A 26,193-nucleotide genomic window follows, 5' to 3' on the forward strand; every position below is an offset into this window, starting at 1 on the left:
TCGACCCGCTGCCGTACGGCTCCACGGCGTTGCGCTCCCCGCCGTTGCGCTGCTCGGCGATCTGCGACGGCGGTCGTTGGGAAACCGAGGCCCCTCGCCTCACATCGCCTCAGACGGGTCGGAGAGCGCCCTCAGGGGACATGGAGCCCAGGAGCCGTTCCAAGGCCACCTCGACGTCCTCGCGCCACGACAGGGCCGACTTGAGCTCCAGCCGCAGGCGTGGGAAGCGATGGTGGGGCCGAACGGTCTTGAAGCCCACCGAGAGCAGATAGTCGGCCGGCACCAGACAGCCGCCCTCCTCGCCCTTCAGGTCGCCGAACGCCTCGATCGCCTTGACACCTCGGCGGACGAGATCCTTCGCGACGCCCTGGACGAGCATCCGGCCCAAGCCGCCGCCGGAGAACTCGGGCAGCACGTGAGCGGTCGTCAACAGGACCGCGTCCGCGCTCACCGGGCTCGTCGGGAAGGCCACCGAGCGGGGCACGTAGAGCGGCGGTGCGTACAGGACGAACCCGGCGGGCACCCCGTCCACGTAAACGATCTTGCCGCAGCTCCCCCACTCCAACAGGGTGGAGGAGATCCACGCCTCCTTCTCCAGGGCGGGATCGCCCGCCTCGGCCGCGCGCTCGCCGCCGACCGGGTCCAGCTCCCAGAAGACGCAGCCGCGGCATCTGCGCGGCAGATCGTCCAGATTGTCCAGCGTGATGCTGACGAGCCGACGCGACACCGCCCGGCACCCCCTGGTGCTCGTTACCGCGCCCGTCCACGGGCCTGCCTGAGCCGGGTACGGCCACGACGCCGCGCCCCAGGGCCCCGGATCACGGGCATCCGTTCAGGCGGATTGCCGGCAACCCGCCGCTCCCTTCCGGCATCGTATCGGACGGGGCCTCCGGCGAACGGGCACCGACCCGTCGCCGACGGAAAGATCGGATGGACGGCTCGTGCCGGGGCCCACGTCCACGCACGGACGCACGATCGCGTAGTTTGCATCGTGGTCCCTGGCTCCGGAGGTAACCGTGCACCAGCACACGCGTACAGACCCCTACTCCGACCGCTACGCCGCCCGCGCCGCGGGGATGGTGGCCTCCGAGATCCGGGCGCTGTTCGCCGTCGCCTCCCGGCCCGAGGTGGTCTCGCTGGCGGGCGGCATGCCGTACGTCGCCGCCCTGCCCCTCGACATCGTCGGCGACATGCTCGGCGACCTGACGCAGCGGCGTGGCGCCGAGGCCCTCCAGTACGCCTCCGCCCAGGGCGACCCGGACCTGCGGGCGCGGATCTGCGACGTGATGGCCATGGAGGGCGTTCAGGGCTCTCCCGACGACGTGATCGTCACCGTCGGCTCGCAGCAGGCCCTCGACCTCCTCACCCGGATCTTCGTCGACCCGGGCGACGTGGTGCTCGCGGAGGCCCCGTCGTACGTCGGCGCACTCGGCACGTTCGCCATGTACCAGGCGGACGTCGTCCAGGTCGCGCTGGACGAGCACGGCCTCGACCCCGCCGCGCTCCGCGAGACGCTGGAGACGCTGCGCCGGGACGGGCGGCGGGTCAAGTTCCTCTACACGATCCCCACCTTCCAGAATCCGGCCGGCGTCACCCTCACCGCGTCCCGCCGCGCCGAGATCCTCGCCGTCTGCGCCTCGTACGGGGTGCTGGTCATCGAGGACAACCCGTACGGGCTGCTGGGCTTCGACGGGGAGCCGATGCGGGCGCTGCGCGCGGACGACCCCGACAACGTGATCTATCTCGGCTCGTTCTCCAAGACGTTCGCGCCGGGCTTCCGGATCGGCTGGGCGCTGGCCCCGCACGCGGTGCGCGCCAAGCTGGTGCTGGCGGCCGAGTCGGCGATCCTGAGCCACTCCAGCTTCAGTCAGTTCGCCGTCCGCGAGTACCTGACGACGCAGCCGTGGATGGAGCAGATCAAGTCGTTCCGCGAGATGTACCGCGACCGGCGCGACACGATGCTGGACGCGCTGGCGGCGACGATGCCCGAGGGCACCTCGTGGACACGGCCCGCCGGCGGCTTCTTCGTGTGGCTCACCCTCCCCGAGGGGCTGGACTCCAAGGCGATGGCCCCGCGCGCGATCGCCAACCGGGTGGCGTACGTTCCAGGCACCGGCTTCTACGCGGGCGGTCACGGGCGGCGGCACATGCGCCTGTCGTACTGCTATCCCGAGCCCGACCGGATCCGCGAGGGCGTACGCCGGCTGGCCACGGTGATCGAGCGCGAGATCGAGCTGCGCGACACTTTCGGTACGAGCAGCGCGCCGGAACGGCCCGGCGTGCACACCCCGGGCCCCGACACGGCCTGAACCTGAACCATCGGAGGGAACGGCGTTGGCCGACCAGAGCATCCAGGAACTCGGCCACATCATCGTCCTCGCCGGCGGCCTGTCGTACGAGCGTGAGGTCTCGCTGCGATCGGGCCGCCGGGTGACGGACGCCCTCCGCGCCCTCGATCTGGACGTCGAACTCCGGGACGCCGACGCCTCCCTCCTCGACAGCCTCCGGTCCGCTCCCCCGGACGCCGTCCTCCCCGTCCTGCACGGCAGCATGGGAGAGGACGGCGCCATCCGCGACGTGCTCGACCTCCTGGACGTCCCGTACGTCGGCGCCGGCCCGGACGCCTGCCGCGTCGCCTGGGACAAGCCCACCGCCAAGTCGATCGTCCGCGCCGCCGGCCTCGCCACCCCGCCCTCGGTCACCCTCCCCAAGGAGGTCTTCCACGACCTGGGCGCGGTGGCCCTCCTCGACCGTGTGGTGTCCCGGCTGGGCCTCCCCCTCGTCGTCAAGCCCGCCCGCGGCGGCTCCGCCCTGGGCGTCTCCATCGTCCACGAGGCCGCCGACCTCCCCGCCGCCATGGTCGGCTGCTTCGCGTACGGCGACACGGCCCTCATCGAACGGCACGTCCAGGGCACCGAGATCGCCGTGAGCGTCATCGAGCACGACGGCGAGCCCACCGCCCTCCCCGCCGTCGAGATCGTCCCCGCCGGGCCTCTGTACGACTACACGGCCCGCTACGACGCCGGCGACACCGAGTTCGTCACCCCGGCCCGCATCCCCGCCGAAGCCGCCCGACAGGCCGCCACCGCCGCCCTCACCGCCCACCGCGCCCTGGGGCTCCGCGACCTATCCCGCACGGACCTCATCGTCAGCCCCGACGGCCGGCCCCACTTCCTTGAGGTCAACGTCGCCCCCGGAATGACCGAGACCAGCCTCTTCCCCCGCGCCCTCACCGCCGCCGGCCTCAGCCTGGGCCCCACCCTCCGCGCCCTCATCACCCGCCGCCGTTTCCCGTGAAACATCGCCGCCCTCTCCCGCCGGCCGGCTCTCCCTTGGAACGCTGACCGGGAACGGCCCACCACCCAGAAGGCGCCCCCTCCCGACGGACGCATCTGACCGACCGAACGATCGGCCCGAGTCATCACTCGTCGGATGGGGTGGCCCGCCCGCCTGTGCCTTCGGTGCTTCAAGGTCGGTGAGCCGGCGAAGAATGAACGGCTCGGCGCGAGTCTCGTCCAAAGCGGCAGCCACGCGCCTGAAGTAGGGCATGCAGAAGGCAGCGCATCCACTCCTCAACGATGAGGACCGCCTCAGGTCTACCTAGGGCCGGTATCCCGAACAACCGCCCTCCGCCAGGGAGGGTTCGACCATCGCCTCCGACTCGGCGCAGCCGACTGCTGTACCCCGCCTTGGCGGCAAGGGTGACGACGTAGGCCTCCCTGGGCCTACGGAAACGAACACCCACCGATCCGCCACCGGCGGGCGGCCGGGGACGATGTTCGATCTGGCGGGTGTGAGCGTGTCCCGGACACGCGGCTCATCGGCAGCCTCCGCGTCGATGAGGGGACGGGTTGCTGCGGCCAGGGGCTCGTGAAAGCGGCCATGACGCACGTCGGAGGACGCCGGCCAAGCGGTCACGCCGTTCGTTCTGGCGGTGCCGGCTTCAGCCCCGGGTCACGGCTCGTCGGGCCGTTCGTGTCGATGAAGCCGACCGGATGGTGTGGCCGGGAGCTCACGGCGTGGGACCAGAAGGGCACAGGGTCCGGCGCTCCCGGGACGTGCGGATCAGTCCCGGGTCACGGCTCGTCGGGCCGTCGTGTCGATGAGGCCGACGCGATGGTGCGGCCAGGGGCTCACGGCGTGGGACCAGAAGGGCACAGGGTCCGGCGCTCCCGGGACGTGCGGATCAGTCCCGGGTCACGGCTCGTCGGGCCGTCGTGTCGATGAGGCCGACGCGATGGTGCGGCCAGGGGCTCACGGCGTGGGACCAGAAGGGCACAGGGTCCGGCGGTGCCGGGATGTGCGGATCAGTCGTGGACACCCGGCTCGTCGGGGGCCATGGTCTTGATGATGCGGTCGAGGTCCTCGAGGGTGGCGAACTCTACGACGATCTTCCCCTTGCTGCGGCCGAGGTCGACGCGGACCTTGGTCTCGTAGCGGTCGGAGAGGCGGTCGGCGAGTTGGCGGAGGGCCGGGGCGACCGGCTTCTTGCGGCCCTGCCGGGGGGCCTTGGGGGGGTCCTCCACGTCGCGCAAGGCGATGATCTCCTCGACCGCGCGGACGGAGAGGCCCTCGGCGACGATGCGCTGGGCGAGCTGTTCCTGGGATTCCAGGGTGTCGAGCGAGAGCAGGGCGCGGGCGTGGCCGGCGGAGAGGACTCCGGCGGCGACGCGGCGCTGTACGGCGGGCGGCAGGTTCAGCAGGCGCAGGGTGTTGGAGATGTGGGGACGGGAGCGTCCGATCCGCGTCGCGAGCTGCTCGTGGGTGGCGCCGAAGTCCTCCAGCAGTTGCTGGTAGGCGGCGGCCTCCTCCAGCGGGTTGAGCTGCTGGCGGTGGAGGTTCTCCATGAGGGCGTCACGGAGCAGGTCGTCGTCCCCGGTGTCGCGGACGATCGCCGGGATGGCCTCCAGACCGGCCCGCTGGGAGGCGCGCCAGCGGCGTTCGCCCATGATGAGCTCGTAGCGGTCCGGGGTGGTGCGCCGGACCACGACCGGCTGGAGCAGGCCCACGATCTTGATGGACTCGGCCAGCTCGTCGAGGGCGTCCTCATCGAAGTGGCTGCGGGGCTGACGCGGGTTGGGCGTGATGGTCGACAGCGGCAGCTCGGCGAAATGGGCCCCGGCCACCGGCTCCATGTCGGAGAGCGCCGTGCCGTCCCTGCCCATCATTCCGCCGGACGAGCCGTGGGACGGGCCCGTGGGGATGAGGGCGCCGAGCCCCTTGCCCAGGCCGCGCCGCTGCTGCGTCACCTCGTCACCGCCGTCTCGTGGTTCATCTGCTCTCCTCCGCGCCGCGATGGGCCAGCTCCGATGCCGCCTCACTGTAGGCGAGCGCGCCACTGGAACCGGGGTCGTACGTCATGACCGACTGGCCGTAGCTCGGCGCCTCGGAGACGCGGACGCTGCGCGGGATCACCGTGCCCAGCACGACGTTCCCGAAGTGCTCCCGGACCTCGTCGGCCACCTGGGCGGCCAGCCGGGTGCGCGCGTCGTACATCGTCAACAGGATCGTGGTCACCTCGAGGATCGGGTTGAGGTGCGACTTGACGAGGTCGACGGTCCGCAGGAGCTGCCCCAGGCCCTCCAGCGCGTAGTACTCGCACTGGATCGGGATCAGCAGCTCCTCCGCCCCGACCAACGCGTTCACCGTCAGCAGGCCCAACGACGGGGGGCAGTCGATCAGGACGTAGTCGAACCGTTCCTTGTCATAGCCGTCCAGCGCCCGACGCAGTCGGGACTCGCGGGCCACCTTGGAGACCAGCTCGATCTCGGCCCCCGCCAGGTGCAGGGTCGCCGGAGCACAGTAGAGGTTGGGGATGTCGGGCGCGGCGACCACGATGTCGGCCAGCGGCCGGTCCTCGATCAGCACGTCGTAGATCGACGGGACGTCGGCATGGTGGTCGATGCCCAACGCGGTCGACGCGTTGCCCTGGGGGTCGAGGTCGACGACCAGCACCTGAAGTCCGTGCATGGCGAGCGAGGCCGCCAGGTTCACCGACGTGGTGGTCTTGCCGACGCCGCCCTTCTGGTTGGCGATCGTGATCACCCGGCAGTCGGGCGGCGCGGGCCACTGCTGCTCGCCCCGGCCCGACGTCGCCCGCAGCGCCGCCCGGGCCGCCTCGGCCACGGGGGTCGCCGGCGATGTTTCCCGTGAAACAGGCGCGTTCTGCAGGGCCTCGCGCACCAACTCCGAGTCGGCCTGCGCCGCAGGCCGACGGGAGGACCCCCGACGCCCCGGCGACGTACCCGCTCCCCCGCCGGCGGTGGTCGGCACGTAGCCGGTCTCAGCAGTCCCGGAGGTCGTCGCTCCCCACGAGGCATGCCCCGAGGGCGCGCCCGCGCCCCCCTCGGCTCCGCCCTGTCCGGACGACTCCGTGCCATCGGTCTCGGTCGGCATCGAACGCCCTCCACCCGTCGAAGCGGCTCCAGCTACTCCCCCGGCTCCCGCCGCCCCGTCCGAGCCTCCGGAGCCCACCGGCCCCGCGCCCGTACCCGACGGGACACCGCCGGCCGCAGCGACCCCGGCCGCCGGCGGCGACCCGATCCCCCCGGTCGTCGCGGGATCCGACGCGCCGCTGACCGGCGCCGTGAACGTGACCTGGGGAACGGGAACGGGAACGGCACCGGACCCCGGAACCGAACCGACGCCATCCGCCGCCCCACCGCCGGCACCGGGCACGAAGGCGACGGGAACGGCCGAGGCGGCATCAGGAACACCGACCGACCCAAGGTCCCCCGACATCCCGGCCGCTCCCGCAGCCGAACCACCACCGGAGACCGCAGACGTTCCAGGAGCACGAGCCGGTGCGGGCACCGGCACCGCCGAGGTCGAAGTGACCGATGACGCTCCGGAAGCACCAGCGCCCGTCGACGGCTCCGGGACGCGCGGCGTCCTTGAGGGCGAGGGGACTGCGGCCGGTGAAGGCAGGGAGATCGCCGGCGTGGCCGTGGTCGTTCGGGCGGTGGTGTCGTACGGGGACGCGGACGGCACCCGAGAGGGGGCGTCCAGGGGGAGGTGAGGCGAGTCGTCGGCCGGCCAGCCCAGTCCGGCGGGATCGTTCGGCGAGGGGGCGCCGGTCTCGGCCGGCCAGCCCAGTCCTGGTCCCGTCGTCATGAAGACCTCTTCCTCGACCCCTTCGCGCGGCGCGGCGTCCGTTCGGCGACCACGCGAACAATCGTCGTCGGCGGCTCGACCCTACCCTGCCCCAGCCGACGCAGTTCGGCCGTCCGGACACCAAAACGCTGCAGAACCGGCGCGGCCTCGTCGAGCTCCTGTGCGGCGCGTTCGCCCTTGAGGGCCAGGAGTTCGCCGCCGGGGCGCAGCAGTGGCAGCGCCCAGGTCACCAGGCGCTCCAGCGGGGCCACCGCGCGTGCGGTGACCACGTCGGCCTCGTAGTCGCGGGCGACCTCTTCCGCCCGGGCGCGGCGGACCTCGACGTTGGCGAGTTTCAGGAGATCGACGGCCTCGCTGAGGAAGGTGGTGCGGCGCAGCAGCGGTTCGAGCAGCGTGATCGACAGATCGGGACGGACGATCGCCAGCACCAGGCCCGGCAGGCCCGCACCGGAGCCGATGTCGATGACGGTGGACGACTCGGGCACCGCCTCGGACAGCACCGCGCAGTTGAGCAGGTGCCGTTCCCAGAGCCGGTCGGCCTCGCGCGGGCCGATCAGGCCGCGCACCACCCCGGCATCGGCCAGGAACTCGGCGAAGCGCTCCGCGACGGGCAGCGCGTCACCGAAGATCTGCCGTGCCTCCGCCGGTGCCGACCTTGGATCCCCCACCGTACGAATCGTTCCATAAACAACGTGCGGCGCGCACACAGGCACCTGCGGACGGCGCGAGCCGGTGGGCGATGTCACGCATATTTACCGTCCACCGGGTAGCACCTGACCGACACCCTTTCTCCGGGCGCCGGGGCGAGCGACCGGCGCCCCGACCCCCCGGAAGGAACTCCGCCGATGGGATTCGGAGCCAGCCTCACCTTCATCGCGATCGGCGCGATCCTCGCGTTCGCCCTGAACGTCGACCTGAGCGGGGTGAACATCCAAATGGTCGGCTGGATTCTCATCCTGGTCGGCGCCGCGAGCATGATCTTCACCTTCGTCTACACCAGGCCACGCCGCCGGGGCGAGATCGCCGAGATCGCCGACGAGGAGCCCGTCTACCTCGTCCACCCCGAGGAGTCCGCCCCCGCCCCCGAGCCGCCCACCGTCGACCAGCCGATCCCGCCGCACGTGCACACCGACCCGGCCGGCCACGCCGACCCCGCCGCCGCGCCCACCCGGCCGCCCCGTTCGGCCCCCTTGGCGCGCGAGCCCCACGAGGGCACACAGGCGACACCGCAGCCCCACGGCGATGGCCGCGCGCCCCAGCCCGGCCGCCACTTCCAGGAGGGCCACACCCGCACCCGCCCGGAACGCCTCTGAACGGGCATCGAGCACATCATCAACCCGAACACGACACAGACACCCCGGGAGCACCGCGACACCACGGACGAAGCCGCCCGCACCCGCGCCCACCGACCGGCCCGGGGCGGGTGCCGCCGACGACGTCCTTCCGGGTGCCGAGAGGCGAACACCCGCCCAGGGCATGCCGTACCGAACATCGAGAACACCCAAGGACCCGCACGACCGCGACCGAACCCCATCACCCCGCCGAGACACGGGCAAGGCGATCGCCCCACGCACTCACACGCGAGCACCGAAGGCACGACGAGCTCAAGGGCGCCGTCGTCGCCGCCATCAACTTCGTCCACGCACTCACACGCGAGCACCGAGGGCAGGACGAGCCGACCACGACCCCGTTCCGCCACAGCCGTGACCGGGTGCGGGGCGAGGTGAACGGCTCGGTCCGGGACATGCGAATCGCCGGGTCGTTCGAGGCGACCCGGCGATCGGAAGGTGGGTGGCCCCGCGAAGGGGCCGGGAGGTCAGGCGGGGAGGACGACCACGAAGCGCTCGGGCTCCTCGCCCTCGGACTCGCTGGTGAGCCCGGCGGCGGCGACCGCGTCGTGGACGATCTTGCGCTCGAACGGGGTCATCGGCGCGAGGGGCTTGGGCTCGCCGCTGCGGCGCACCTCGGCGGCGACGTCCTCGCCCAGCTTGGTCAGCTCGGCGCGGCGGCGTTCGCGGTAGCCGCCGACATCCAGCATCAGCCGGGTGCGGTTGCCGGTCTGACGGTGGACGGCCAGCCGGGTGAGCTCCTGCAGGGCCTCCAGGACCTCGCCGCGCTTGCCGACCAGCTCGTCCAGGTCGGCGCCGACCACCGCGACCATGGCGCGCTCGCCCTCGACGTCCATGTCGATGTCGCCGTCGAAGTCACCGATGTCGAGCAGGCCCTCGATGTAGTCGGCGGCGATCTCGCCCTCCTGCTCGAGCGCCTGGACGTCGACCTCGGTGGCGTCGGTCTGGCTCAACGGGTTCTCCTTCGTCGACGGTAGCGATGACGCCCTGCCGCCGGGTGCGGCGGGCGCCGGGATGCGGCGGCGAGGGTCGGGACGTCCCCCGCCGCCGAATCTAGCGTTTGGGGGACCCGCTGCGCTTGCTGCGCGGCTTGCGGGTCGGCTGCTGGCGGACCGCCTTGGGCGTGGACTCCGACTCCGGGGTGTCGACGTCGTCGTCGGCGGGGTCCTTCTTGGGCTTGGCCTTGGCCTTGGCGCCGCCCGAGGCGGACGAGGCGATCTTGGTCGCGCCCTTGCCCTTGGCCGGCGGACCGCCCTTGGACGGGGTGCCCTTGCCCGGCGCGCCCTTGGCGTCCGCGCCGGCGGCCGCGTTCACGGGCGGGTACTTGGAGTAGATGTAGTGCTGCTGGGCGAGGGTCCAGGTGTTGGAGGTCACCCAGTACAGCAGCACGCCCAGCGGGAAGCCCAGACCGAACAGGCCGAACACCGGGGCCAGCACGACCATCATCTTCTGGGCCGCGGCCATCGGGTTGTTCTCGTCCATGACCGGCTGGCGCTTCATGCTGGACCGCACGGTGAAGAACGTGGTGGTCGAGCTGACCAGCACCGCGATGCCGGTGACCAGGATGGCGGTCCACACCTTGGGGTTCTCGCCCCAGGCGTTGAGGAAGGTGTCCGGGATCTTGGCGCCCAGGATGTCGGCGTGCTGGGCGCTGTGGATCAGGTCGGAGGACATGCCGAACTTGGACTGGCCCTCCTTGGCCTTGGCGATCCCGTTCAACACCTGGAAGAGGCCGATGAACACCGGCATCTGCACCAGGAGGGGAAGACAGCCCGACAGCGGGTTGGCCCCGTTCTCCTGGTAGAGCTTCATGACCTCCTGGTTGAGGCGCTGCTTGTCGTTCTTGTACTTCTTGCGCAGCGCCTGGACCTTGGGGTTCAGCTCCTGCATCTTCCGCGAGGCGTGGATCTGCTTCACGAAGAGCGGGACCATCAGCAGCCGCAGGAAGACCGTCAACAGGAAGATGGAGCCGGCCCAGGCCCAACCGCTGTCGGGGTCGACCACGGTGCTCAGCCCACTGTGGATCCAGATGATGAGCTGGGCGACGAGTTCGTACAGCCAATCAAGCACCGGGCAGCTCCTTGGGCTCTCCAATGGGGGGGCCGCTCGGCTTGCGGCCTGCCATCTCATGGCGGTCGGGTTCGCCCTCGAGGGGCGGCACGCGGGGTGGCACCGGGTCGTACCCGCCGCGATGGAAGGGGTGGCACCGGCTGATCCGCCGGGCCGTGAGCCAGGTCCCGCGGAGCGCCCCGTGCACGTGCAGGGCCTCGAGGGAATAGGCGCTGCAGGTGGGCTGGAAGCGGCACTGCTGACCCAGCAGCGGGCTGAGGAAGCGCCGGTAGCCCCGGACGATGAGCACCAGCGGGCGGGCGGCCGGAGAGATCCGTGCCGCCGGTTCGGGGGGCGTGCCCCCTGAGTCCGTGGTCATGTCCGCCGGCGCACCCCCTAGGCCCGTCGCCGCAGCAGCCGGTCGAGCGCCGACTCCAGATCCGCGGCCAGCTCGTCATGGCGCGCCGACGCCGCGGCCGGGTTGGCGCGTACCACAAGCAGGCTACCCGGCGGGAGCCGGTCGAGATCCCGCGCCACGAGGTGCCGCAGACGGCGGCGCACCTTGTTGCGGACGACGGCGTTGCCGACGTTGCGGCCGACGATGAAGCCGGCCCGGGGGGTCCCTGCGCCCTCCACGTCGGAACGGGCGCCGCCCGCCGACCGTTCCGAAACGGGCACGGCGGTGGCGCCTTCGGCTGAGTCATTCCGGCGCAGCAGGTGAACGACGACATGAGGCCGTCCGGCGCGGCGTCCGCGCCGGACGGTCAACGTGAACTCGTCCCGCCGCCGCATCCGATGACCGGAGGGCAGCATGGAAGGGGCTTGGGTCAGACCGCGATGCTGGCGCGGCCCTTACGGCGCCGCGACGAAAGGATGGCACGGCCGGCGCGGGTGCGCATGCGCAGCCGGAAGCCGTGCTTCTTGTGGCGGCGGCGGTTGTTCGGCTGGTAAGTACGCTTGCTCACTCGAGACTCCAGTGCGGTGCTGCGGTCGTGGAAGCCCGTCAGGACGTCGGTGCCTGCGGTCGATCTGGCGGATCGGTCGCATCGGGGGCCGCGTTCGGTCCCCCGCAGCGGGGGCCCGTCTGCACTCGCCGACCGGGCCTTCGGCCCAGGAGAGTGTGGACGGGCACGCGTGAGCGCCGTCGATACGACTCGACCGTAGAACGTTACGGGCAGGCCGCCTGTTCGGTCAAACCGAGGCGGCGGGGCCGGCGGCCCCCTACTCTTGGGGGAACGAGCGGCCCGGCGTCCGGGGGACGGACGGCGGGCACCGCTCCCGGTGTTGCAGGCACCCGTCGGCACGCACTACGTTCGCCCGACGAGGTTTCTCCGCTCCGGACCCCGGACGGGTCCTCGACACCGGCCCCGCGATCGACCTTCGGCCAGCAACCCTCCCCACGGAACCAGTCGCCCGGCGGAGTTTTACACACCCACGCCCACGGTTGTGCACAAGGTGTGGACAACTCTGTGGATGACGCGTGAGAGAGTAAGTCCCCTGTGGCGGGAGTCCTGCTTTTGGGACTCTGGTTGACGGAGTTAGGGGAGGGATGTTGCGTATGGACGGTCGTGACCTTGCGTCGGTTTGGTCCCGTACCCTCGCCGCCCTCTCCGACGGCGACCTCCCCCCCAGTTACCGCGCCTGGCTGCCTTTGGTGAGGCCGCTCGCCCTGGTAGAGGGCACCGCGCTGTTGGCCGCGCCGAACGAGTTCGCCAAGGACGCCTTGGAGACCCGGCTGCGCTCGCTCATCACGCAGGCCCTCTCCCATGAGATCGGCCGCGAGATCCGGGTGGCCGTGACGGTCCAACCGGAACCCCCTCAGGGGATGCCGGAACAAATGCCCCCGGACCGGGCGCAGGAGCCCTCGGCACCCTATGGAGGACAGCCGCGCCAAGGAGTTATCCACAGCCCCGCCCCCCATCCCGGGGGCGGCGGTGGATATCCGGACGACGGCTACCCCGGGCCGGGTCAGGGCTACCCGTGGACCCGCGACAACGGACACGACGAGCGCGCCTATGACGGAGGTCACTCCCCCGGCCGTCCGTTCCCTTCACAGCAGGGCGGCTATGACGCGCGTCACCCCGGCATCCCGGGCCGCGACGAGGGGGCGGTCGGCCGCCACCGTGGTCCGGAGAGCCCCGGCGACGACGGCGAAGACCCGCCGTGGGGCCGCACGGGGCGCTACGAGGATCGGTACGACGACCGGTACGACGGGTTCAACGACGACACCCAACGCGCCGGCGAGCCCGGGTCCCGCCACGATCGACACGAGCGGCACGACCGGCAGGACCGGCACGGGGGCCTGCACGACGAGTCCCGATCGTTCCCGGAGGCGGGCGGCGGTCGCGGGACGGCTGAGGGCCCGCCGCTCCCCGAGCGGCGGATGCCGGCGGAGGAACGGCACCCTCCCGACGACCAGGGCCCCGGGCACCGTCCCGGCCAGCGGCCGTTCGACGACGCGTTCAATGACGGCAGGCCCGGCCACCCGGGTCGGCCCGGCGCGCAGTACGGGCAGGGTGTCGGCGATTCCGCACCGGCCCAGGGACGCCTCGACCGTCCTGTGGACAACCGCACCGACCGTCCAGGAGACGGCGCCGAGGCGGAGCCCACATGGCAGCAGCGGGGGCGGCAGACCGAGCCCAAGACCGGTGAGCACGCCCGGCTGAACCCGAAGTACACGTTCGAGACGTTCGTCATCGGCTCGTCCAACCGGTTCGCGCACGCCGCCGCCGTGGCCGTGGCCGAGCAGCCGGCCAAGGCGTACAACCCGCTGTTCATCTACGGGGACTCGGGGCTGGGCAAGACGCACCTGCTGCACGCGATCGGTCATTACGCGCAGAGCCTGTTCAACGGGGCGCGGGTCCGTTATGTGAGCTCCGAGGAGTTCACCAACGACTTCATCAACGCCATCCGCGACGGCAAGGCGGACGGATTCCGGCGTCGTTACCGGGATGTGGACATTCTCCTCGTCGACGACATCCAGTTCCTGGAGGGGAAGGAACAGACGCAGGAGGAGTTCTTCCACACGTTCAACACCCTGCACAACGCGAGCAAGCAGATCGTGATCTCCAGTGATCGGCCGCCCAAAGAACTGGTGACGCTGGAGGATCGGCTGCGCAACCGGTTCGAGTGGGGGCTGACCACCGACGTGCAGCCGCCGGAGCTGGAGACCCGGATCGCGATCCTGCAGAAGAAGGCCCGGCAGGAGGGCCTGGCCGCGCCGCCGGACGTGCTGGAGTTCATCGCCTCGCAGATCGCCACCAACATCCGGGAGCTGGAGGGGGCCCTGATCAGGGTCACCGCGTTCGCCAGCCTGCAGCGGCAGTCGGTCGACATGAAGCTGGCCGAGCACGTCCTCAAGGACCTGATCCCCAACGACACCGGTCCCGAGATCACCGCACCGATGATCATGGCGCAGACGGTGGAGTACTTCGGCACCACGATCGAGGACCTGTGCGGGCCCTCCCGGTCCCGGATGCTGGTGACCGCCCGGCAGATCGCGATGTACCTGTGCCGGGAGCTGACCGACCTGTCGCTGCCCAAGATCGGCGCCCAGTTCGGCGGTCGCGACCACACCACGGTGATGCACGCCGAGCGCAAGATCCGATCGCTGATGGCCGAGCGCCGCGCCATCTACAACCAGGTCACCGAGCTGACCGGGCGCATCAAGCACCAGGCCCGCAAGCGCTGACACGCTCGCCGGGCGGACCCCGCCCGCCTCGAGGCGGACGCCCCGGAGCACCCGGGGATCTCACGTGAACAGTCGCTCCACGCACCATTACGCACACAGGCTGGGGATAACTCTGTGGATGACCTGCGGATAACCGGGGGAAAACCTGCGGACAACCTGGGGACGGAGTGTGGACGACTGTGGACGCCGCGTGACGGCCCTGGGGAGAACTTGGGGACAACCTGGGGACGAGCTGGGGATGGCCTGGGGACGACCGCCGTCGAGGCCGACCGAAGACCGGCAACGACCCCCGCCGGTACCCGCGGACGGTCCACAGTTGGGGATGGCGGGCGCAAAGCCTGCGGACAACTCGTGGAAAACCTGGGGGCAACGTGGGGACAGCCTGTGGGGAGAAAATCCCCGTCCCCAGCGCCGTCCGCGCCGTCCACCGTCCACGCACAGCCCCGGTGGACAGAAATATAGGCTGCCACCTGCGAAAAGGGCCGTCGTCCACAGTGTCCACAGCCCCTATGACGAGTACTACCCCTTGTTTCTATCCAAGAATGATCTCGACTCAACTCAGGGCCTGGGGACAACGAGCCCCGCGAGCCCCTGAACCCTTCATCAGCGAGCCGAACCCGAAACCTGCAGGAGGCGGGTCACCTTGAAGTTCCGAATCGACAGAGACGCCCTCGCCGACGCCGTGGCCTGGACGGCGCGGTCGCTCCCGGTCCGCCCGCCGGTGCCCGTGCTGGCGGGCATGCACATCGAGGCGACCGACCGGCTGAAGCTGTCGGCGTTCGACTACGAGGTGTCCGCTCAGGTCACCACGGACATCGACGTGGAGGAGCCCGGCACCGCACTGGTGTCCGGTCGCCTCCTGGCCGACATCTCCCGGGCGCTCCCTCCCCAGCCTGTGGAGGTGACGACCGACGGGGCCAAGGTGATGCTGCGCTGCGGGAGCGCGAAGTTCACACTCCTCACCATGCCTGTGGAGGACTACCCGTCCCTGCCGGAGATGCCGCCCGCCTCGGGGACGGTGGGCAGCGACGAGTTCGCCGCGGCCGTCAACCAGGTCGCCATCGCCGCCGGGCGCGACGACACGATCCCCATGCTCACCGGTGTGCGTGTGGAGATCGAGGGCGAGACCGTCACGCTGGCGTCCACCGACCGGTACCGGCTGGCGGTACGGGAGCTGCACTGGAAGCCGGAGCGGCCGGACTTCTCCGCCGTGGCCCTGGTGCCCGCCAAGACCCTCGCCGACACCGCCAAGTCGCTGACCACGGGCGCGGAGGTGTCGATCGCGCTGGGCGGCGCCGGAGGGCCCGGCGACGGCATGATCGGGTTCGCGGGCGGCGGCCGGCGCACCACCTCCCGGCTGCTGGACGGCGACTTCGTCAAGTACCGCTCGCTGCTGCCGAGCGAGTACGCCGGTCTCGCCGAGGTCCCGACCGGCCCGTTCATCGAGGCCGTCAAGCGGGTGTCCCTGGTCGCCGAGCGGAACACCCCTGTACGGCTCTCATTCCGCCAGGGAGAGGTCGTGCTCGAGGCGGCCACCGGGGACGAGGCCCAGGCCGTCGAGGCGCTGGAGGCGACGCTGGAGGGCGACGACATCGAGATCGCCTTCAACCACGGCTTCCTGCTGGAGGGGCTGGCGGCGATCGGCTCGGACGTGGCCCGGCTGTCGTTCACCACGCCGACCAAGCCCGCGGTGCTCACCGGCAAGCCGCCGGAGGAGGGCGCCAACCCCAACTACCGCTACCTGATCATGCCGGTCCGGCTGTCCGGGTGATCGAGATCATCCGGTTCGTTCCGGGTTCCTCCGGATGATCCGGGCCGAAGCCGGGTACCTCGTCCCCGTCCCGCCGGTCCACCGAGGGCGCCGGCCGGACACCCCGGTGGCACGGCGACCCGCCGTGCCACCGGGAGTCGGGGCCGCCGTTCCGCGATCCCCACTCGTGATCAAGAGACTTCATGGGACGGTGGCCGGGCGGAAGGTCGGTTATGCGCACCCCGGCCGCCGCCTGTGGACAACGACGTCAGCGGGGAGCTGAGTTATGCACATCGGGATGATCGGGCTCGGGCGCATGGGCGGCAACATGGCCGAGCGGCTGCGGCGCGGGGGTCACACGGTCGTCGGGTACGACCGGGATCCGGCGATCAGCGACGTGGCCGGGCTGGAGGAGCTGGTCGAGCGCCTGCCCGCCCCCCGCGCGGTGTGGGTCATGGTGCCCGCGGGCGAGGCGACCCAGCACACCGTCGACAGCCTGGGGGAGATCCTCGAACCGGGCGACGTCGTGGTGGACGGCGGCAACTCCCACTATGTGGACGACCAGAAGCACGGCCGTGAGCTGGGCGCCAAGGGCGTCGGGTTCATCGACTGCGGCGTGAGCGGCGGCGTCTGGGGGCTGGAGAACGGCTACGCGTTGATGGTCGGCGGCGACGAGGAGAACGTGAAGCGGCTGATGCCGATCTTCGAGACCCTCAAGCCGACCGGCGACTTCGGCTTCGTGCACGCCGGCGCGGTCGGCGCGGGCCACTTCACCAAGATGGTCCACAACGGCATCGAGTACGGCATGATGCAGGCCTTCGCCGAGGGCTATGAGCTGATCGAGGCCAGCGGCCTCGTCCACAACGTCCCGGAGACCTTCCGCAGTTGGCGGGAGGGCACGGTGATCCGTTCCTGGCTGCTGGACCTGCTGGTGCGGGCGCTGGACGAGGATCCCGAGCTGGACGACATCCGCGGCTACGCCCAGGACTCGGGCGAGGGCCGGTGGACGGTGCAGGCGGCCGTCGACCACGCCGTCCCGCTGCCGGTGATCACGGCCTCGCTGTTCGCCCGGTTCGCCTCCCGGCAGGACGACTCCCCGGCGATGCGCGTGGTGGCGGCGCTGCGGAACCAGTTCGGCGGGCACGCGGTCGAGTCCGCCAAGGGCGCCGACTCCCCGGGCGCGGACGTCACACCCCCGGCCACCTGAGTCCACAGGTCCCGGGAGCGTCCCGGAACGGTTGTCCACAGGCCTGTGGATGAAGGTCCACAGGCTCTGTGGACTGCGACCGTCAGGGTCCTGCCCTACCCTCGGTCCCGTGCATGTGGCCCACCTGTCGCTTCAGGACTTCCGCTCGTACGCGACCGCGGAGATCGCGTTGGAGCCGGGTGTCACCGTGTTCGTGGGTCCGAACGGGCAGGGCAAGACCAACCTGGTGGAGGCGATCGGCTACGTCGCCGCGCACGGCAGCCACCGGGTGGCCACCGACGCGCCGCTGATCCGGCAGGGGGCTTCGCGGGCGATCGTCCGTGCCGGAGTGATCCGCGACGATCGCCGGGCGCTGATCGAGTTGGAGATCAACCCGGGCAGGTCCAACCGGGCCCGGCTCAACCGCTCCCCCGTCCCCAGGCCCCGCGAGATCTTGGGGATGCTGCGCACCGTGTTGTTCGCGCCCGAGGACCTGAGCCTGGTGAAGGGCGACCCCGGGGAGCGACGGCGGTTCCTGGACGAGCTGCTCACCGCCCGCGCGCCCCGCTTCGCCGGGGTACGCGCCGACTACGACCGGGTGCTCAAGCAGCGCAACGCCCTGCTGCGGTCGGCCGCCGCGCACCGCCGCTCCCCCGGCCCCGAGGTGCTCGCCACCCTGGACGTGTGGGACTCCCACCTGGCCCGTACCGGCGCGGAGCTGCTGGCCGCCCGACTGGGCCTGGTCTTCGAGCTGAGCCCGTTGGTCGCCAAGTCCTACAGCGCCCTGGCCCCCGGCACCGGGGCCGCCTCGCTCGCCTACCGCAGCTCGCTGGGCGACGCCGTCCCCGAACGTCCCGGACGCGAGGAGTTGGCCGCCCTGATGGAGGGGGCCCTGCGCGAGGCCCGCAAGCAGGAGCTCGAACGCGGTGTCAGCCTCGTCGGGCCGCACCGCGACGAGCTCGTTCTCCAGTTGGGCGACATGCCGGCCCGGGGCTACGCCAGCCACGGGGAGTCGTGGTCGTTCGCGCTGGCGCTGCGGTTGGCGGCGTTCGAGCTGCTGCGGGCCGACGGGGACGACCCGGTGCTGATCCTGGACGACGTGTTCGCCGAGCTGGACACCGGCCGCCGCCGGAGGCTGGCCGAGCTGGTGGCCCCGGCGGAGCAGGTGCTGATCACCGCCGCGGTGCCCGAGGACGTGCCCGTCGAGCTGACCGGCGTCTCGTTCACCGTGGAGGACGGGGAGGTGACGCGTGCAATCTGAAGATCGCGATCCACAGCCTGTGGACGGACCGGCGGAGCGGCCCGCCGAGCCCGCCGAGCCCGCCGAGCCGGCCAAGTCGGGTGTCGAGTTGGCGCGCGAGGCGCTCGCGCAGGCCCGCGCCGACGCCCGCAAGCGGGGCTCGGTGCCCGGCCAGGGCGGCAGGCGCAAGTCGGGACGGCCGCAGCCGGTGCGCGACCCGGGGCGCGGCGGCGACCCCAAGCCGTTCGGCGCGGCGATCCGCGAACTGCTGTCGGACCGGGGCTGGGAGCAGCGGGCGGCCGTCGGCGGCGTCTTCGGCAACTGGCCGGCGATCGTCGGCCCCGAGTTGGCCCAGCACACCAGCCCGGACCGGTTCGAGGACGGCGAGCTGACCGTGCTCGCCGACTCCGCCGCCTGGGCGACGCAGGTCAGGCTGCTGGCGAGCCAGCTCGTGCGCCGCCTCAACGAGGAGTTGGGCCATGGCACCGTCCGCCGGGTGAAGGTCGTCGGCCCGTCCTCGGGCCCGCGTCGACCCGGCGCTTGGCGCGTGCGCTGACAAGACCGGGGGCGCCGGTGAACATCTGTTCGGCCACTACTGATGAGTTTCGCGGCCAGCGCCACGTAGGCCAGACAAGCCCCCCGGCCGCATGGGGGGCCATGTCCGTCCGCCTGATCGTCCGCCACACGCGCTCCTAGCCCTCGCGAGTGGCCCTTTTTGACGTATGACCCGGTAGAATGAGAGCGGGTTCAGGATGCTGCGCCGCCACGGGTCGTCCGACGTCGGTCACGAGTGACAACGGACGCCCTTTCAGTGTGTTACGGGGCACACCGCGAACGCTGGGCGCGGCGCGGCGGCGGGCATCCCCGGCAGGAGGATCTCCTTTGGCGTACGACGCTAGTTCCATCACCGTCCTCGAGGGCCTGGAGGCGGTTCGCAAGCGTCCGGGCATGTACATCGGCTCCACCGGAGAGCGGGGGCTGCACCACCTCGTCTACGAGATCGTCGACAACTCCGTCGACGAGGCGCTGGCGGGTTACGCCGACGCCATCGAGGTGACGCTGCTGGCCGACGGGGGCGTGCGGGTCAGGGACAACGGCCGGGGCATCCCCGTGGGCGAGCACCCGGTGGAGAAGCGCCCCGCGATCGAGCTGGTGCTGACCACCCTGCACGCGGGCGGCAAGTTCGACGGCAAGTCCTACGCCGTCTCCGGCGGCCTGCACGGCGTCGGCTCCGCGGTGGTGAACGCGCTGTCCACCAGGCTGGACGCCGAGGTCTGCGTGGACGGCCACGTGTGGCGGCAGTCCTACACCTGGCAGGGCGCCATGGGCCCGCTGGAGAAGGGCGAGCCGACCGACCGGACCGGCACCACCATCAGCTTCTGGCCGGACGGCGGCATCTTCGAGACCCTCGAGTGGAACTTCGAGACGCTCTCGCGCCGCATGCAGGAGATGGCGTTCCTCAACAAGGGCCTGTCCATCACCCTGATCGACGAGCGCCCCGACCACCAGAGCGGCGAGGACGACGGACCCCGCCGGGTGAGCTACCTCTACGAGGGCGGCATCTCCGACTTCGTCCGCTACCTCAACGCCAAGAAGGACGTCGCCCACGCGGACGTGATCGCCTTCGAGGACGAGGTCGAGGGCATGTCGGTGGAGATCTCGATGCAGTGGAGCGGCTCGTACTCCGAGTCCGTCCACACCTTCGCCAACACCATCAACACGGCCGAGGGCGGCACCCACGAGGAGGGCTTCCGCTCCGCGCTGACCGGCATCGTCAACCGCTACGCCCGTGACAAGGGCCTGCTGCGGGAGAAGGACGACAACCTCGCCGGCGAGGACGTCCGCGAGGGTCTGACCGCGATCATCTCGATCAAGCTGGCGGACCCGCAGTTCGAGGGCCAGACCAAGACCAAGCTGGGCAACACCGAGGCCCGCTCGTTCGTCCAGAAGGTCGTCAACGAGCACCTCAAGGACTGGTTCGATCGGGAGCCGGGCCAGGCCAAGGAGATCATCAACAAGGCCGGCCAGGCCGCCCGCGCCCGGATCGCCGCCCGACAGGCGCGCGATCTGACCCGGCGCAAGAGCCTGCTGGAGTCGACCTCGCTGCCCGGCAAGCTGTCGGACTGCCAGTCGACCGACCCGGCCCGTTCCGAGCTGTACATCGTCGAGGGCGACTCGGCCGGCGGCTCCGCCAAGGGCGGCCGCGACCCGCACTTCCAGGCCATCCTGCCGATCCGCGGCAAGATCCTGAACGTCGAGAAGGCCCGGATCGACAAGATCCTCAAGAACAACGAGGTCCAGGCGATCATCACCGCGCTGGGCACCGGGGTGCACGACGAGTTCGACATCGCCAAGCTGCGGTATCACAAGATCATCCTGATGTCGGACGCCGACATCGACGGCCACCACATCAACACGCTGCTGCTCACGCTGCTGTTCCGCTTCATGCGGCCGCTGATCGAGAACGGGTACGTCTACCTGTCGCAGCCCCCGCTCTACAAGATCAAGTGGGACCAGCGCGGCCAGGACGCCGACTACGCCTACTCCGACTCCGAGCGCGACGCGGTCATCAACGCCGGCATCGCCGCCGGCAAGCGCGACCCCCGTCCCCGCGACGGCGTCCAGCGCTTCAAGGGCCTCGGCGAGATGAACGCCAACGAGCTGTGGGACACCACCATGGACCCGGCCCGCCGCGTTCTGCTCCAGGTCACCCTGGACGACGCGGCCCAGGCCGACGAGCTGTTCAGCGTCCTGATGGGCGAGGAAGTCGAGCCCCGCCGCGACTTCATCCAGCGCAACGCCAAGGACGTGCGCTTCCTCGACATCTAGTGCCCCGCGCCGCCCTCGATCGTTGAACCGTGCGAGGGCGGTGCACGGCGGCCGACGTCTCCTCCATCTAACGAAGAGGTCTTAGCAGTGACGGAAGTGACCACCGGGGGCAGTGGACCGGGCGAGCGCATCGAGCCGGTCGACATCCAGGTCGAGATGCAGCGCAGCTATCTCGACTACGCGATGTCCGTGATCGTCGCGCGCGCGCTGCCCGAGGTCCGCGACGGACTCAAGCCCGTCCACCGCCGCGTCCTGTACGCCATGTACGACGGCGGCTACCGTCCCGACCGGGGGTACTTCAAGTGCGCCCGCGTCGTCGGCGACGTCATGGGGAACTACCACCCCCACAGCGACAGCGCCATCTACGACACCCTCGTCCGCCTCGCCCAGCACTGGACGATGCGGTCCCCCCTGGTCGACGGCAACGGCAACTTCGGCTCCCGGGGCAACGACCCCGCCGCGGCGATGCGGTACACCGAGTGCCGCCTCGCCCCCCTGGCCATGGAGATGCTGCGGGACATCGACAAGGAGACCGTCGACTTCTCGCCGAACTACGACGGCCGCTCCGCCGAGCCGGACGTGCTCCCCGCCAGGTTCCCCAACCTGCTGGTGAACGGGTCCGCGGGCATCGCGGTCGGGATGGCCACCAACATCCCGCCGCACAACCTCCGCGAGGTCGCCGACGGCGCCATCTGGTACCTGGACAACTACACCGTCAACGACGAGGACCTGCTCGACGCCCTGATCGAGCGGATCAAGGGCCCCGACTTCCCCACCTCCGGCCTGATCGTCGGCCGCAAGGGCATCGAGGACGCGTACCGCACCGGCCGCGGCTCCATCACCATGCGCGCGGTCGTCGAGGTCGAGGAGATCCAGGGCCGCAACTGCCTGGTCGTCACCGAGCTGCCGTACCAGGTCAACCCGGACAACCTGGCGCTGAAGATCGCCGAGCTGGTCAAGGACGGCAAGCTGGACGGCATCGCGGACGTCCGCGACGAGACCTCCGGCCGCACCGGTCAGCGGCTGGTGATCGTCCTCAAGCGGGACGCCATCGCCAAGGTCGTCCTCAACAACCTGTACAAGCACACCCAGCTCCAGGAGACCTTCGGCGCCAACATGCTGGCGCTGGTCGACGGCGTGCCCCGCACCCTGCGGCTGGACCAGTTCATCCGGTACTGGGTCGAGCACCAGGTCGAGGTCATCGTCCGCCGGACCCGGTACCTGCTCCGCAAGGCCGAGGAGCGCGCCCACATCCTGCGCGCGCTGCTCAAGGCGCTGGACCGGATCGACGAGGTCATCGCGCTGATCCGCGCCTCCGCGTCGGCGCAGGCCGCCCAGCAGGGCCTGATGGCGATGCTGGACATCGACGAGATCCAGGCCCAGGCCATCCTGGACATGCAGCTCCGCAAGCTGGCCGCCCTGGAGCGGCAGGCGATCACCGACGAGTACGACCGGTTGATGGCCGAGATCACCGACTACAACGACATCCTGTCCTCGCCCGTGCGGCAGCGTCAGATCGTCCGCGACGAGCTGGTGCCGATCGTCGAGAAGTTCGGCGACGAGCGGCGCACGCAGATCATCCCCTTCGACGGCGACGTCTCCTACGAGGACCTCATCGCCGAAGAGGACATCGTCGTCACCATCACCCGCGGCGGCTACGCCAAGCGCACCCGCACCGACGCGTACCGCGAGCAGAAGCGCGGCGGCAAGGGCGTGCGCGGCGCCCAGCTCAAGCAGGACGACATCGTCGACCACTTCTTCGTCACCACCACGCACCACTGGATCCTGTTCTTCACCAACAAGGGGCGGGTCTACCGGGCCAAGGCGTACGAGCTGCCCGACTCCGGCCGCGACAGCCGGGGCCAGCACGTGGCGAACATGCTGGCGTTCCAGCCCGAGGAGCACATCGCCGAGGTCCTCGACCTGCGCGACTACTCGGTGGCCCCCTACCTGGTGCTCGCCACCAAGGACGGCAAGGTCAAGAAGACGGCGCTCACCGACTTCGACTCCCCGCGCACCGGCGGCATCATCGCCATCAACCTCGCCGACGACGACGAGGTGATCGCCGCCCGGCTGGTCTGCCCCGAGGACGACCTGCTGATGGTCAGCACCGGCGCCATGGCCATCCGCTTCCACGCCGACGACGACTCGCTGCGCCCCATGGGGCGCGCCACCAGCGGCGTCATCGGCATGCGGTCCGACACCGGGCACGTCCTGGACATGCACGTCGTGCAGGACGGCGAGGAGAACGTGCTGGTCGCCACCGAGGGCGGATATGCGAAGCGCACTCCGGTGGACCAATACCCTGTTCAAGGCCGGGGAGGTAAGGGCGTTCTCACGGCTAAGATCGTGCAGACCCGAGGCGGGCTGGTGGGGGCGCTGATGGTACGTCCCGAGGACGGGGTGTTCGCGATGACCTCCAACGGCGGCGTGATCCGCACGACCGCCGGTGAGATCAAGCAGTCGGGCCGCCAGACGATGGGGGTGCGGCTGATGAACCTCGCGGAGGGAGACAGCATCGTCGCCATCGCGCGGAACGTAGAGTCCATGGAGGAGCCCGTCGCGGGCGACCCCGAACCCGGGGGAGAGGAACCACAGTGACGAACGCGACCGGCCGGGCGTCGCAACGGCCGGCGGGCTTCGGCTCGCCGGGCCGTGAGGAGGACGAGTGAGCACTCAGCCGAACAAGAGCACGAGCCCCCGTCCCCCGGACGCCGAGCCCGTGGCCGGTCGCGGCGCCAACGGCGGTCGTCCGTCGGACTCCGCCAAGCCCAAGCCCGCCGTGCCCCCCGGTGTGTCCGACGCCACCCGCCCCGAGGGCATCGCCCCGGTGGGCGACCCGGCGGCGGATTCCGGCTGGGCGGGCGCAGCGGCGGCGGCGGCCCCGGGCTCCCGCCCCGGCGGTCCCTCGGGCGGATCGATGGGCGGCCCCTCCATGCAGCCGCCCCCGGGCCCCGGTCCGGGGCCCGGCGGCCCCGGCGGGCCGGCCGGTCCCGGGGGTCCGGGTGCCCCGGGGGGGAAGGCCAAGCGCGCGGTGGCGCGGCTGGGCGGCGGCACGGGGGGCAAGTCCCCCCGCCGGGCGCAGCTCCAGCTCTCCCGGCTGGAGCCCTGGTCGGTCATGAAGTTCAGCTTCGTGATGTCGCTGGTCGCCTTCGTCGTCCTGCTGGTCGCCGTCGTCGTCCTGTACGTGATCCTGTCCGGGCTGGGTGTCTTCGACTCCATCACCCAGACCGTCACCGACCTCACCGGCGACCCCGGCGACTCCAACGTCGACGCCGCGAGCTGGTTCTCCTTCGGCCGCGTCTTCGGCTACACGATCCTGGTCGGCGCCCTCAACGTCCTCCTGATCACGGCCCTGGCCACCGTCGGCTCGGTCATCTACAACCTGGCCGCCGACCTGGTCGGAGGCGTGGAGGTCACCCTCAAGGAGGCCGAGTAGCCGCCGGCCCGTTCCGCCGCCGCTAGACTGGCAGGGCTGCCGGGAAACCGATTTCAGGTTGCTCGGCGAGATGGGGTAATCTTCTCTCCCGTACCCCGCCGAACGCGGCGGCACCCGGGGCCTATAGCTCAGTCGGTTAGAGCGCATCCCTGATAAGGATGAGGCCGGTGGTTCAAGTCCACCTAGGCCCACAAGACGAAGAAGGCCCCTGCTCCGATCCACGATCGGAGCAGGGGCCTTTCTCGTGCCCTCGGTGTCGGTCAGGCGTTGCCGAAGTCGAGGTCCTTGAATTCCACCGGGCCCTTGTCCATCTCGAAGGTGCCGTCGGCGTGGAGCACCGGACGTCTCTCTCCGCCGGAGCTGTAGCGTTCGACGTGGTGGATCGCCACGCCGTTGGTGGGGGTGAAGTCCACCAGGGCGATCGCGACCCAGTAGGAGTCGTCGTTGTCGCTGAGCAGCGGCACGGTGACCGTTGAGCCGCGGCCATCGGTCACGACCGCGTGGGCGCCGAAGGACTTGAACGAGCCGGTCCCGTTCTCTATCGCGCTGTATGCGCAGATCAGCACGTAACTCTGCTGGTCGGGTCGGGTGATTCGGACGGTCTCGCGTCCGGGTCTCTTGGCGTCCCCGTCGAGCTGGATGAACGGCGGTGAGGTCAGCGAGCCGAGGTCGCGGTAGTAGATCGCGCCGTCGTCCTCGCGTTTGCGCGCCCGGCGTCCGCCGAATCGGCCCCGGGGGGTCGGTGGCTCGGCGGCGGCTTGCGCGGCGGGGACGAACAGTGCGTACAGGTCCAGGTCGGCACCCTGTTCGCGGCGGCCCGCGCTGCCGCCGTCCCATTCGAGCGTGGCGGTGACCATCGCGGTGGGGTCGCTCTTGTCGAGGCGGATGGTGGCGCGTCCCGCCTTCTCCAGCGTGATCTTCCCGAGCGGCATCGGGGTCGGCGCGGGTGCGGGTGCGGGGGACGGGCCGGGGTCGTCCACGGTCACGCCGAAATCGGAGGCCAGGCCGGCGAGCCCGTTCGCCCAGCCCTGTCCGACCGCCCGCACCTTCCAGCCGTCACCCCGGCGGTACAGTTCCAGGAGCACGACGACCGTCTCGCCGTCCGTCAGCGGCGGGCAGGTGAACTCGATCGGTCCCTCGGCGGAGCCGGTCACGACGGCGCCCGGGGTGCCGGCCGTATCGAAGGTCGCCCCCGGGTGGTCGGCGTCGACACTGGCGACGACGGCGACCGTGGTGATCGTCGCGGGCAGTCGGCCCAGCTCCGCAGTGACGGTCGATCCGGCGAGGGTGACGCCGTCCTGTGCGGGGTGGTTGAAGAACACCAGGTCGTGGTCGGCCCGGACCCTGCGGTCGGGGCCGAGGAGGACGGCGGACACGTCGATGGGCCGCGCGGCCGTGACCTCGACGGTGGCGGTCGGCGCCTCGAACGTCGCGTTGCCGCCCTTGACGAGTCGCATGCGTTCCTCCTGTCCCTCGGGGTGAAGATCAACCGTAGTTCGCGTGACCGTGAAGAGCGGGAAAAGCCCAAACTCCACCGATATCGGGCG

The 26,193-nt window shown here is 70.9% G+C and carries 21 protein-coding genes and 1 tRNA gene; 12 read left to right on the forward strand and 10 right to left on the reverse strand.

Annotated elements, in window-relative coordinates; all coding sequences use genetic code 11:
- Nucleotides 1-109: 109 nt before the first annotated feature.
- Nucleotides 110-727 carry a GNAT family N-acetyltransferase gene (locus DFJ69_RS13375; protein WP_116022782.1) on the reverse strand — a complete coding sequence of 206 codons (618 nt, stop codon included), beginning with the start codon at nucleotides 725-727 and terminating at the stop codon, nucleotides 110-112.
- Between the two features lie 349 nt (nucleotides 728-1,076).
- Here DFJ69_RS13375 and DFJ69_RS13380 point away from each other — a divergent pair, with 349 nt between their 5' ends.
- Complete coding sequence (locus tag DFJ69_RS13380; RefSeq protein ID WP_116026608.1) at nucleotides 1,077-2,309, forward strand: aminotransferase-like domain-containing protein; 1,233 nt, start codon at nucleotides 1,077-1,079, stop codon at nucleotides 2,307-2,309.
- A gap of 40 nt (nucleotides 2,310-2,349) precedes the next feature.
- Nucleotides 2,350-3,297: a D-alanine--D-alanine ligase family protein gene (locus DFJ69_RS13385; protein WP_116026609.1), complete on the forward strand. Its 948-nt coding sequence runs from the start codon at nucleotides 2,350-2,352 to the stop codon at nucleotides 3,295-3,297.
- A gap of 1,010 nt (nucleotides 3,298-4,307) precedes the next feature.
- Here the strand turns inward: DFJ69_RS13385 and DFJ69_RS13390 are convergent.
- The 3 genes from DFJ69_RS13390 to rsmG all read right to left on the reverse strand — a co-directional run bounded on the left by DFJ69_RS13390 (nucleotide 4,308) and on the right by rsmG (nucleotide 7,781).
- A complete protein-coding gene (locus tag DFJ69_RS13390) occupies nucleotides 4,308-5,249 on the reverse strand; it encodes a ParB/RepB/Spo0J family partition protein (RefSeq protein ID WP_116022783.1) in 942 nt (313 codons plus the stop codon).
- 22 nt (nucleotides 5,250-5,271) lie between these two features.
- Nucleotides 5,272-6,126, reverse strand: a complete 855-nt coding sequence (locus tag DFJ69_RS13395) for a ParA family protein (RefSeq protein WP_425453332.1) — start codon at nucleotides 6,124-6,126, stop codon at nucleotides 5,272-5,274.
- Nucleotides 6,127-7,109: 983 nt separating this feature from the next.
- Entirely contained in the window at nucleotides 7,110-7,781 is a 672-nt protein-coding gene (rsmG, locus tag DFJ69_RS13405) for a 16S rRNA (guanine(527)-N(7))-methyltransferase RsmG (protein WP_116022786.1), read from the reverse strand.
- Between the two features lie 177 nt (nucleotides 7,782-7,958).
- On the opposite strand from rsmG, the gene DFJ69_RS13410 reads away from it, so the two are divergent.
- The gene (locus DFJ69_RS13410) at nucleotides 7,959-8,426 is read left to right on the forward strand and encodes a DUF6458 family protein (RefSeq protein WP_116022787.1); all 468 of its coding nucleotides are present in this window, start codon (nucleotides 7,959-7,961) and stop codon (nucleotides 8,424-8,426) included.
- A gap of 503 nt (nucleotides 8,427-8,929) precedes the next feature.
- On the opposite strand, the gene DFJ69_RS13415 is transcribed toward DFJ69_RS13410, so the two are convergent.
- The 5 genes from DFJ69_RS13415 to rpmH all read right to left on the reverse strand — a co-directional run bounded on the left by DFJ69_RS13415 (nucleotide 8,930) and on the right by rpmH (nucleotide 11,476).
- Nucleotides 8,930-9,415 carry a Jag family protein gene (locus DFJ69_RS13415; protein WP_116022788.1) on the reverse strand — a complete coding sequence of 162 codons (486 nt, stop codon included), beginning with the start codon at nucleotides 9,413-9,415 and terminating at the stop codon, nucleotides 8,930-8,932.
- 100 nt (nucleotides 9,416-9,515) lie between these two features.
- Nucleotides 9,516-10,532, reverse strand: a complete 1,017-nt coding sequence (gene yidC / locus DFJ69_RS13420) for a membrane protein insertase YidC (RefSeq protein ID WP_116022789.1) — start codon at nucleotides 10,530-10,532, stop codon at nucleotides 9,516-9,518.
- Nucleotides 10,525-10,890 carry a membrane protein insertion efficiency factor YidD gene (gene yidD / locus DFJ69_RS13425; protein ID WP_116022790.1) on the reverse strand — a complete coding sequence of 122 codons (366 nt, stop codon included), beginning with the start codon at nucleotides 10,888-10,890 and terminating at the stop codon, nucleotides 10,525-10,527. Before yidD ends, yidC begins: the two co-directional genes overlap by 8 nt.
- Nucleotides 10,891-10,907: 17 nt before the next feature.
- The gene (rnpA, locus tag DFJ69_RS13430; RefSeq protein WP_116022791.1) at nucleotides 10,908-11,324 is read right to left on the reverse strand and encodes a ribonuclease P protein component; all 417 of its coding nucleotides are present in this window, start codon (nucleotides 11,322-11,324) and stop codon (nucleotides 10,908-10,910) included.
- A gap of 14 nt (nucleotides 11,325-11,338) precedes the next feature.
- Nucleotides 11,339-11,476 (reverse strand): 50S ribosomal protein L34, encoded by a 138-nt coding sequence (rpmH, locus tag DFJ69_RS13435; protein ID WP_116022792.1) that lies wholly within the window; start codon nucleotides 11,474-11,476, stop codon nucleotides 11,339-11,341.
- Nucleotides 11,477-12,069: 593 nt separating this feature from the next.
- Between rpmH and dnaA the strand changes: the two genes are divergently transcribed.
- The 9 genes from dnaA (at nucleotide 12,070) to DFJ69_RS13480 (ending at nucleotide 24,837) form a co-directional block, all read left to right on the forward strand.
- Nucleotides 12,070-14,202, forward strand: coding sequence for a chromosomal replication initiator protein DnaA (gene dnaA / locus DFJ69_RS13440; protein WP_116022793.1), 2,133 nt, complete (start codon nucleotides 12,070-12,072; stop codon nucleotides 14,200-14,202).
- Nucleotides 14,203-14,845: 643 nt separating this feature from the next.
- A complete protein-coding gene (gene dnaN, locus DFJ69_RS13445) occupies nucleotides 14,846-15,973 on the forward strand; it encodes a DNA polymerase III subunit beta (RefSeq protein WP_116022794.1) in 1,128 nt (375 codons plus the stop codon).
- A gap of 265 nt (nucleotides 15,974-16,238) precedes the next feature.
- A complete protein-coding gene (gene gnd / locus DFJ69_RS13450) occupies nucleotides 16,239-17,159 on the forward strand; it encodes a phosphogluconate dehydrogenase (NAD(+)-dependent, decarboxylating) (RefSeq protein WP_116022795.1) in 921 nt (306 codons plus the stop codon).
- 109 nt (nucleotides 17,160-17,268) lie between these two features.
- The gene (recF, locus tag DFJ69_RS13455; protein ID WP_116022796.1) at nucleotides 17,269-18,399 is read left to right on the forward strand and encodes a DNA replication/repair protein RecF; all 1,131 of its coding nucleotides are present in this window, start codon (nucleotides 17,269-17,271) and stop codon (nucleotides 18,397-18,399) included.
- Complete coding sequence (locus DFJ69_RS13460; protein WP_245974333.1) at nucleotides 18,389-18,934, forward strand: DciA family protein; 546 nt, start codon at nucleotides 18,389-18,391, stop codon at nucleotides 18,932-18,934. Before recF ends, DFJ69_RS13460 begins: the two co-directional genes overlap by 11 nt.
- 326 nt (nucleotides 18,935-19,260) lie before the next feature.
- Nucleotides 19,261-21,207 (forward strand): DNA topoisomerase (ATP-hydrolyzing) subunit B, encoded by a 1,947-nt coding sequence (gene gyrB, locus DFJ69_RS13465; protein WP_116022797.1) that lies wholly within the window; start codon nucleotides 19,261-19,263, stop codon nucleotides 21,205-21,207.
- A gap of 87 nt (nucleotides 21,208-21,294) precedes the next feature.
- Nucleotides 21,295-23,808, forward strand: coding sequence for a DNA gyrase subunit A (gyrA, locus tag DFJ69_RS13470; RefSeq protein ID WP_116022798.1), 2,514 nt, complete (start codon nucleotides 21,295-21,297; stop codon nucleotides 23,806-23,808).
- 67 nt (nucleotides 23,809-23,875) lie between these two features.
- Nucleotides 23,876-24,646, forward strand: a complete 771-nt coding sequence (locus DFJ69_RS13475) for a DUF3566 domain-containing protein (RefSeq protein ID WP_245974335.1) — start codon at nucleotides 23,876-23,878, stop codon at nucleotides 24,644-24,646.
- 117 nt (nucleotides 24,647-24,763) lie between these two features.
- A tRNA-Ile gene (locus DFJ69_RS13480) sits at nucleotides 24,764-24,837 on the forward strand.
- Nucleotides 24,838-24,906: 69 nt separating this feature from the next.
- Here DFJ69_RS13480 and DFJ69_RS13485 read toward each other — a convergent pair.
- Complete coding sequence (locus DFJ69_RS13485; protein WP_116022799.1) at nucleotides 24,907-26,103, reverse strand: TerD family protein; 1,197 nt, start codon at nucleotides 26,101-26,103, stop codon at nucleotides 24,907-24,909.
- Nucleotides 26,104-26,193: the final 90 nt, after the last annotated feature.

It is taken from the genome of Thermomonospora umbrina, assembly GCF_003386555.1.
In the GTDB taxonomy this organism is placed as follows: Bacteria; Actinomycetota; Actinomycetes; order Streptosporangiales; family Streptosporangiaceae; genus Thermomonospora; species Thermomonospora umbrina.

Excerpts from the sequence above, each read along its gene's own strand:
- DFJ69_RS13380 (WP_116026608.1), top strand. The coding sequence starts at position 1,077 with ATGGTGGCCTCCGAGATCCGGGCGCTGTTCGCCGTCGCCTCCCGGCCC.
- DFJ69_RS13410 (WP_116022787.1), top strand. The coding sequence starts at position 7,959 with ATGGGATTCGGAGCCAGCCTCACCTTCATCGCGATCGGCGCGATCCTC.
- yidD (WP_116022790.1), bottom strand. The coding sequence starts at position 10,890 with ATGACCACGGACTCAGGGGGCACGCCCCCCGAACCGGCGGCACGGATC.
- rnpA (WP_116022791.1), bottom strand. The coding sequence starts at position 11,324 with ATGCTGCCCTCCGGTCATCGGATGCGGCGGCGGGACGAGTTCACGTTG.
- dnaA (WP_116022793.1), top strand. The coding sequence starts at position 12,070 with ATGGACGGTCGTGACCTTGCGTCGGTTTGGTCCCGTACCCTCGCCGCC.
- gnd (WP_116022795.1), top strand. The coding sequence starts at position 16,239 with ATGCACATCGGGATGATCGGGCTCGGGCGCATGGGCGGCAACATGGCC.
- DFJ69_RS13485 (WP_116022799.1), bottom strand. The coding sequence starts at position 26,103 with ATGCGACTCGTCAAGGGCGGCAACGCGACGTTCGAGGCGCCGACCGCC.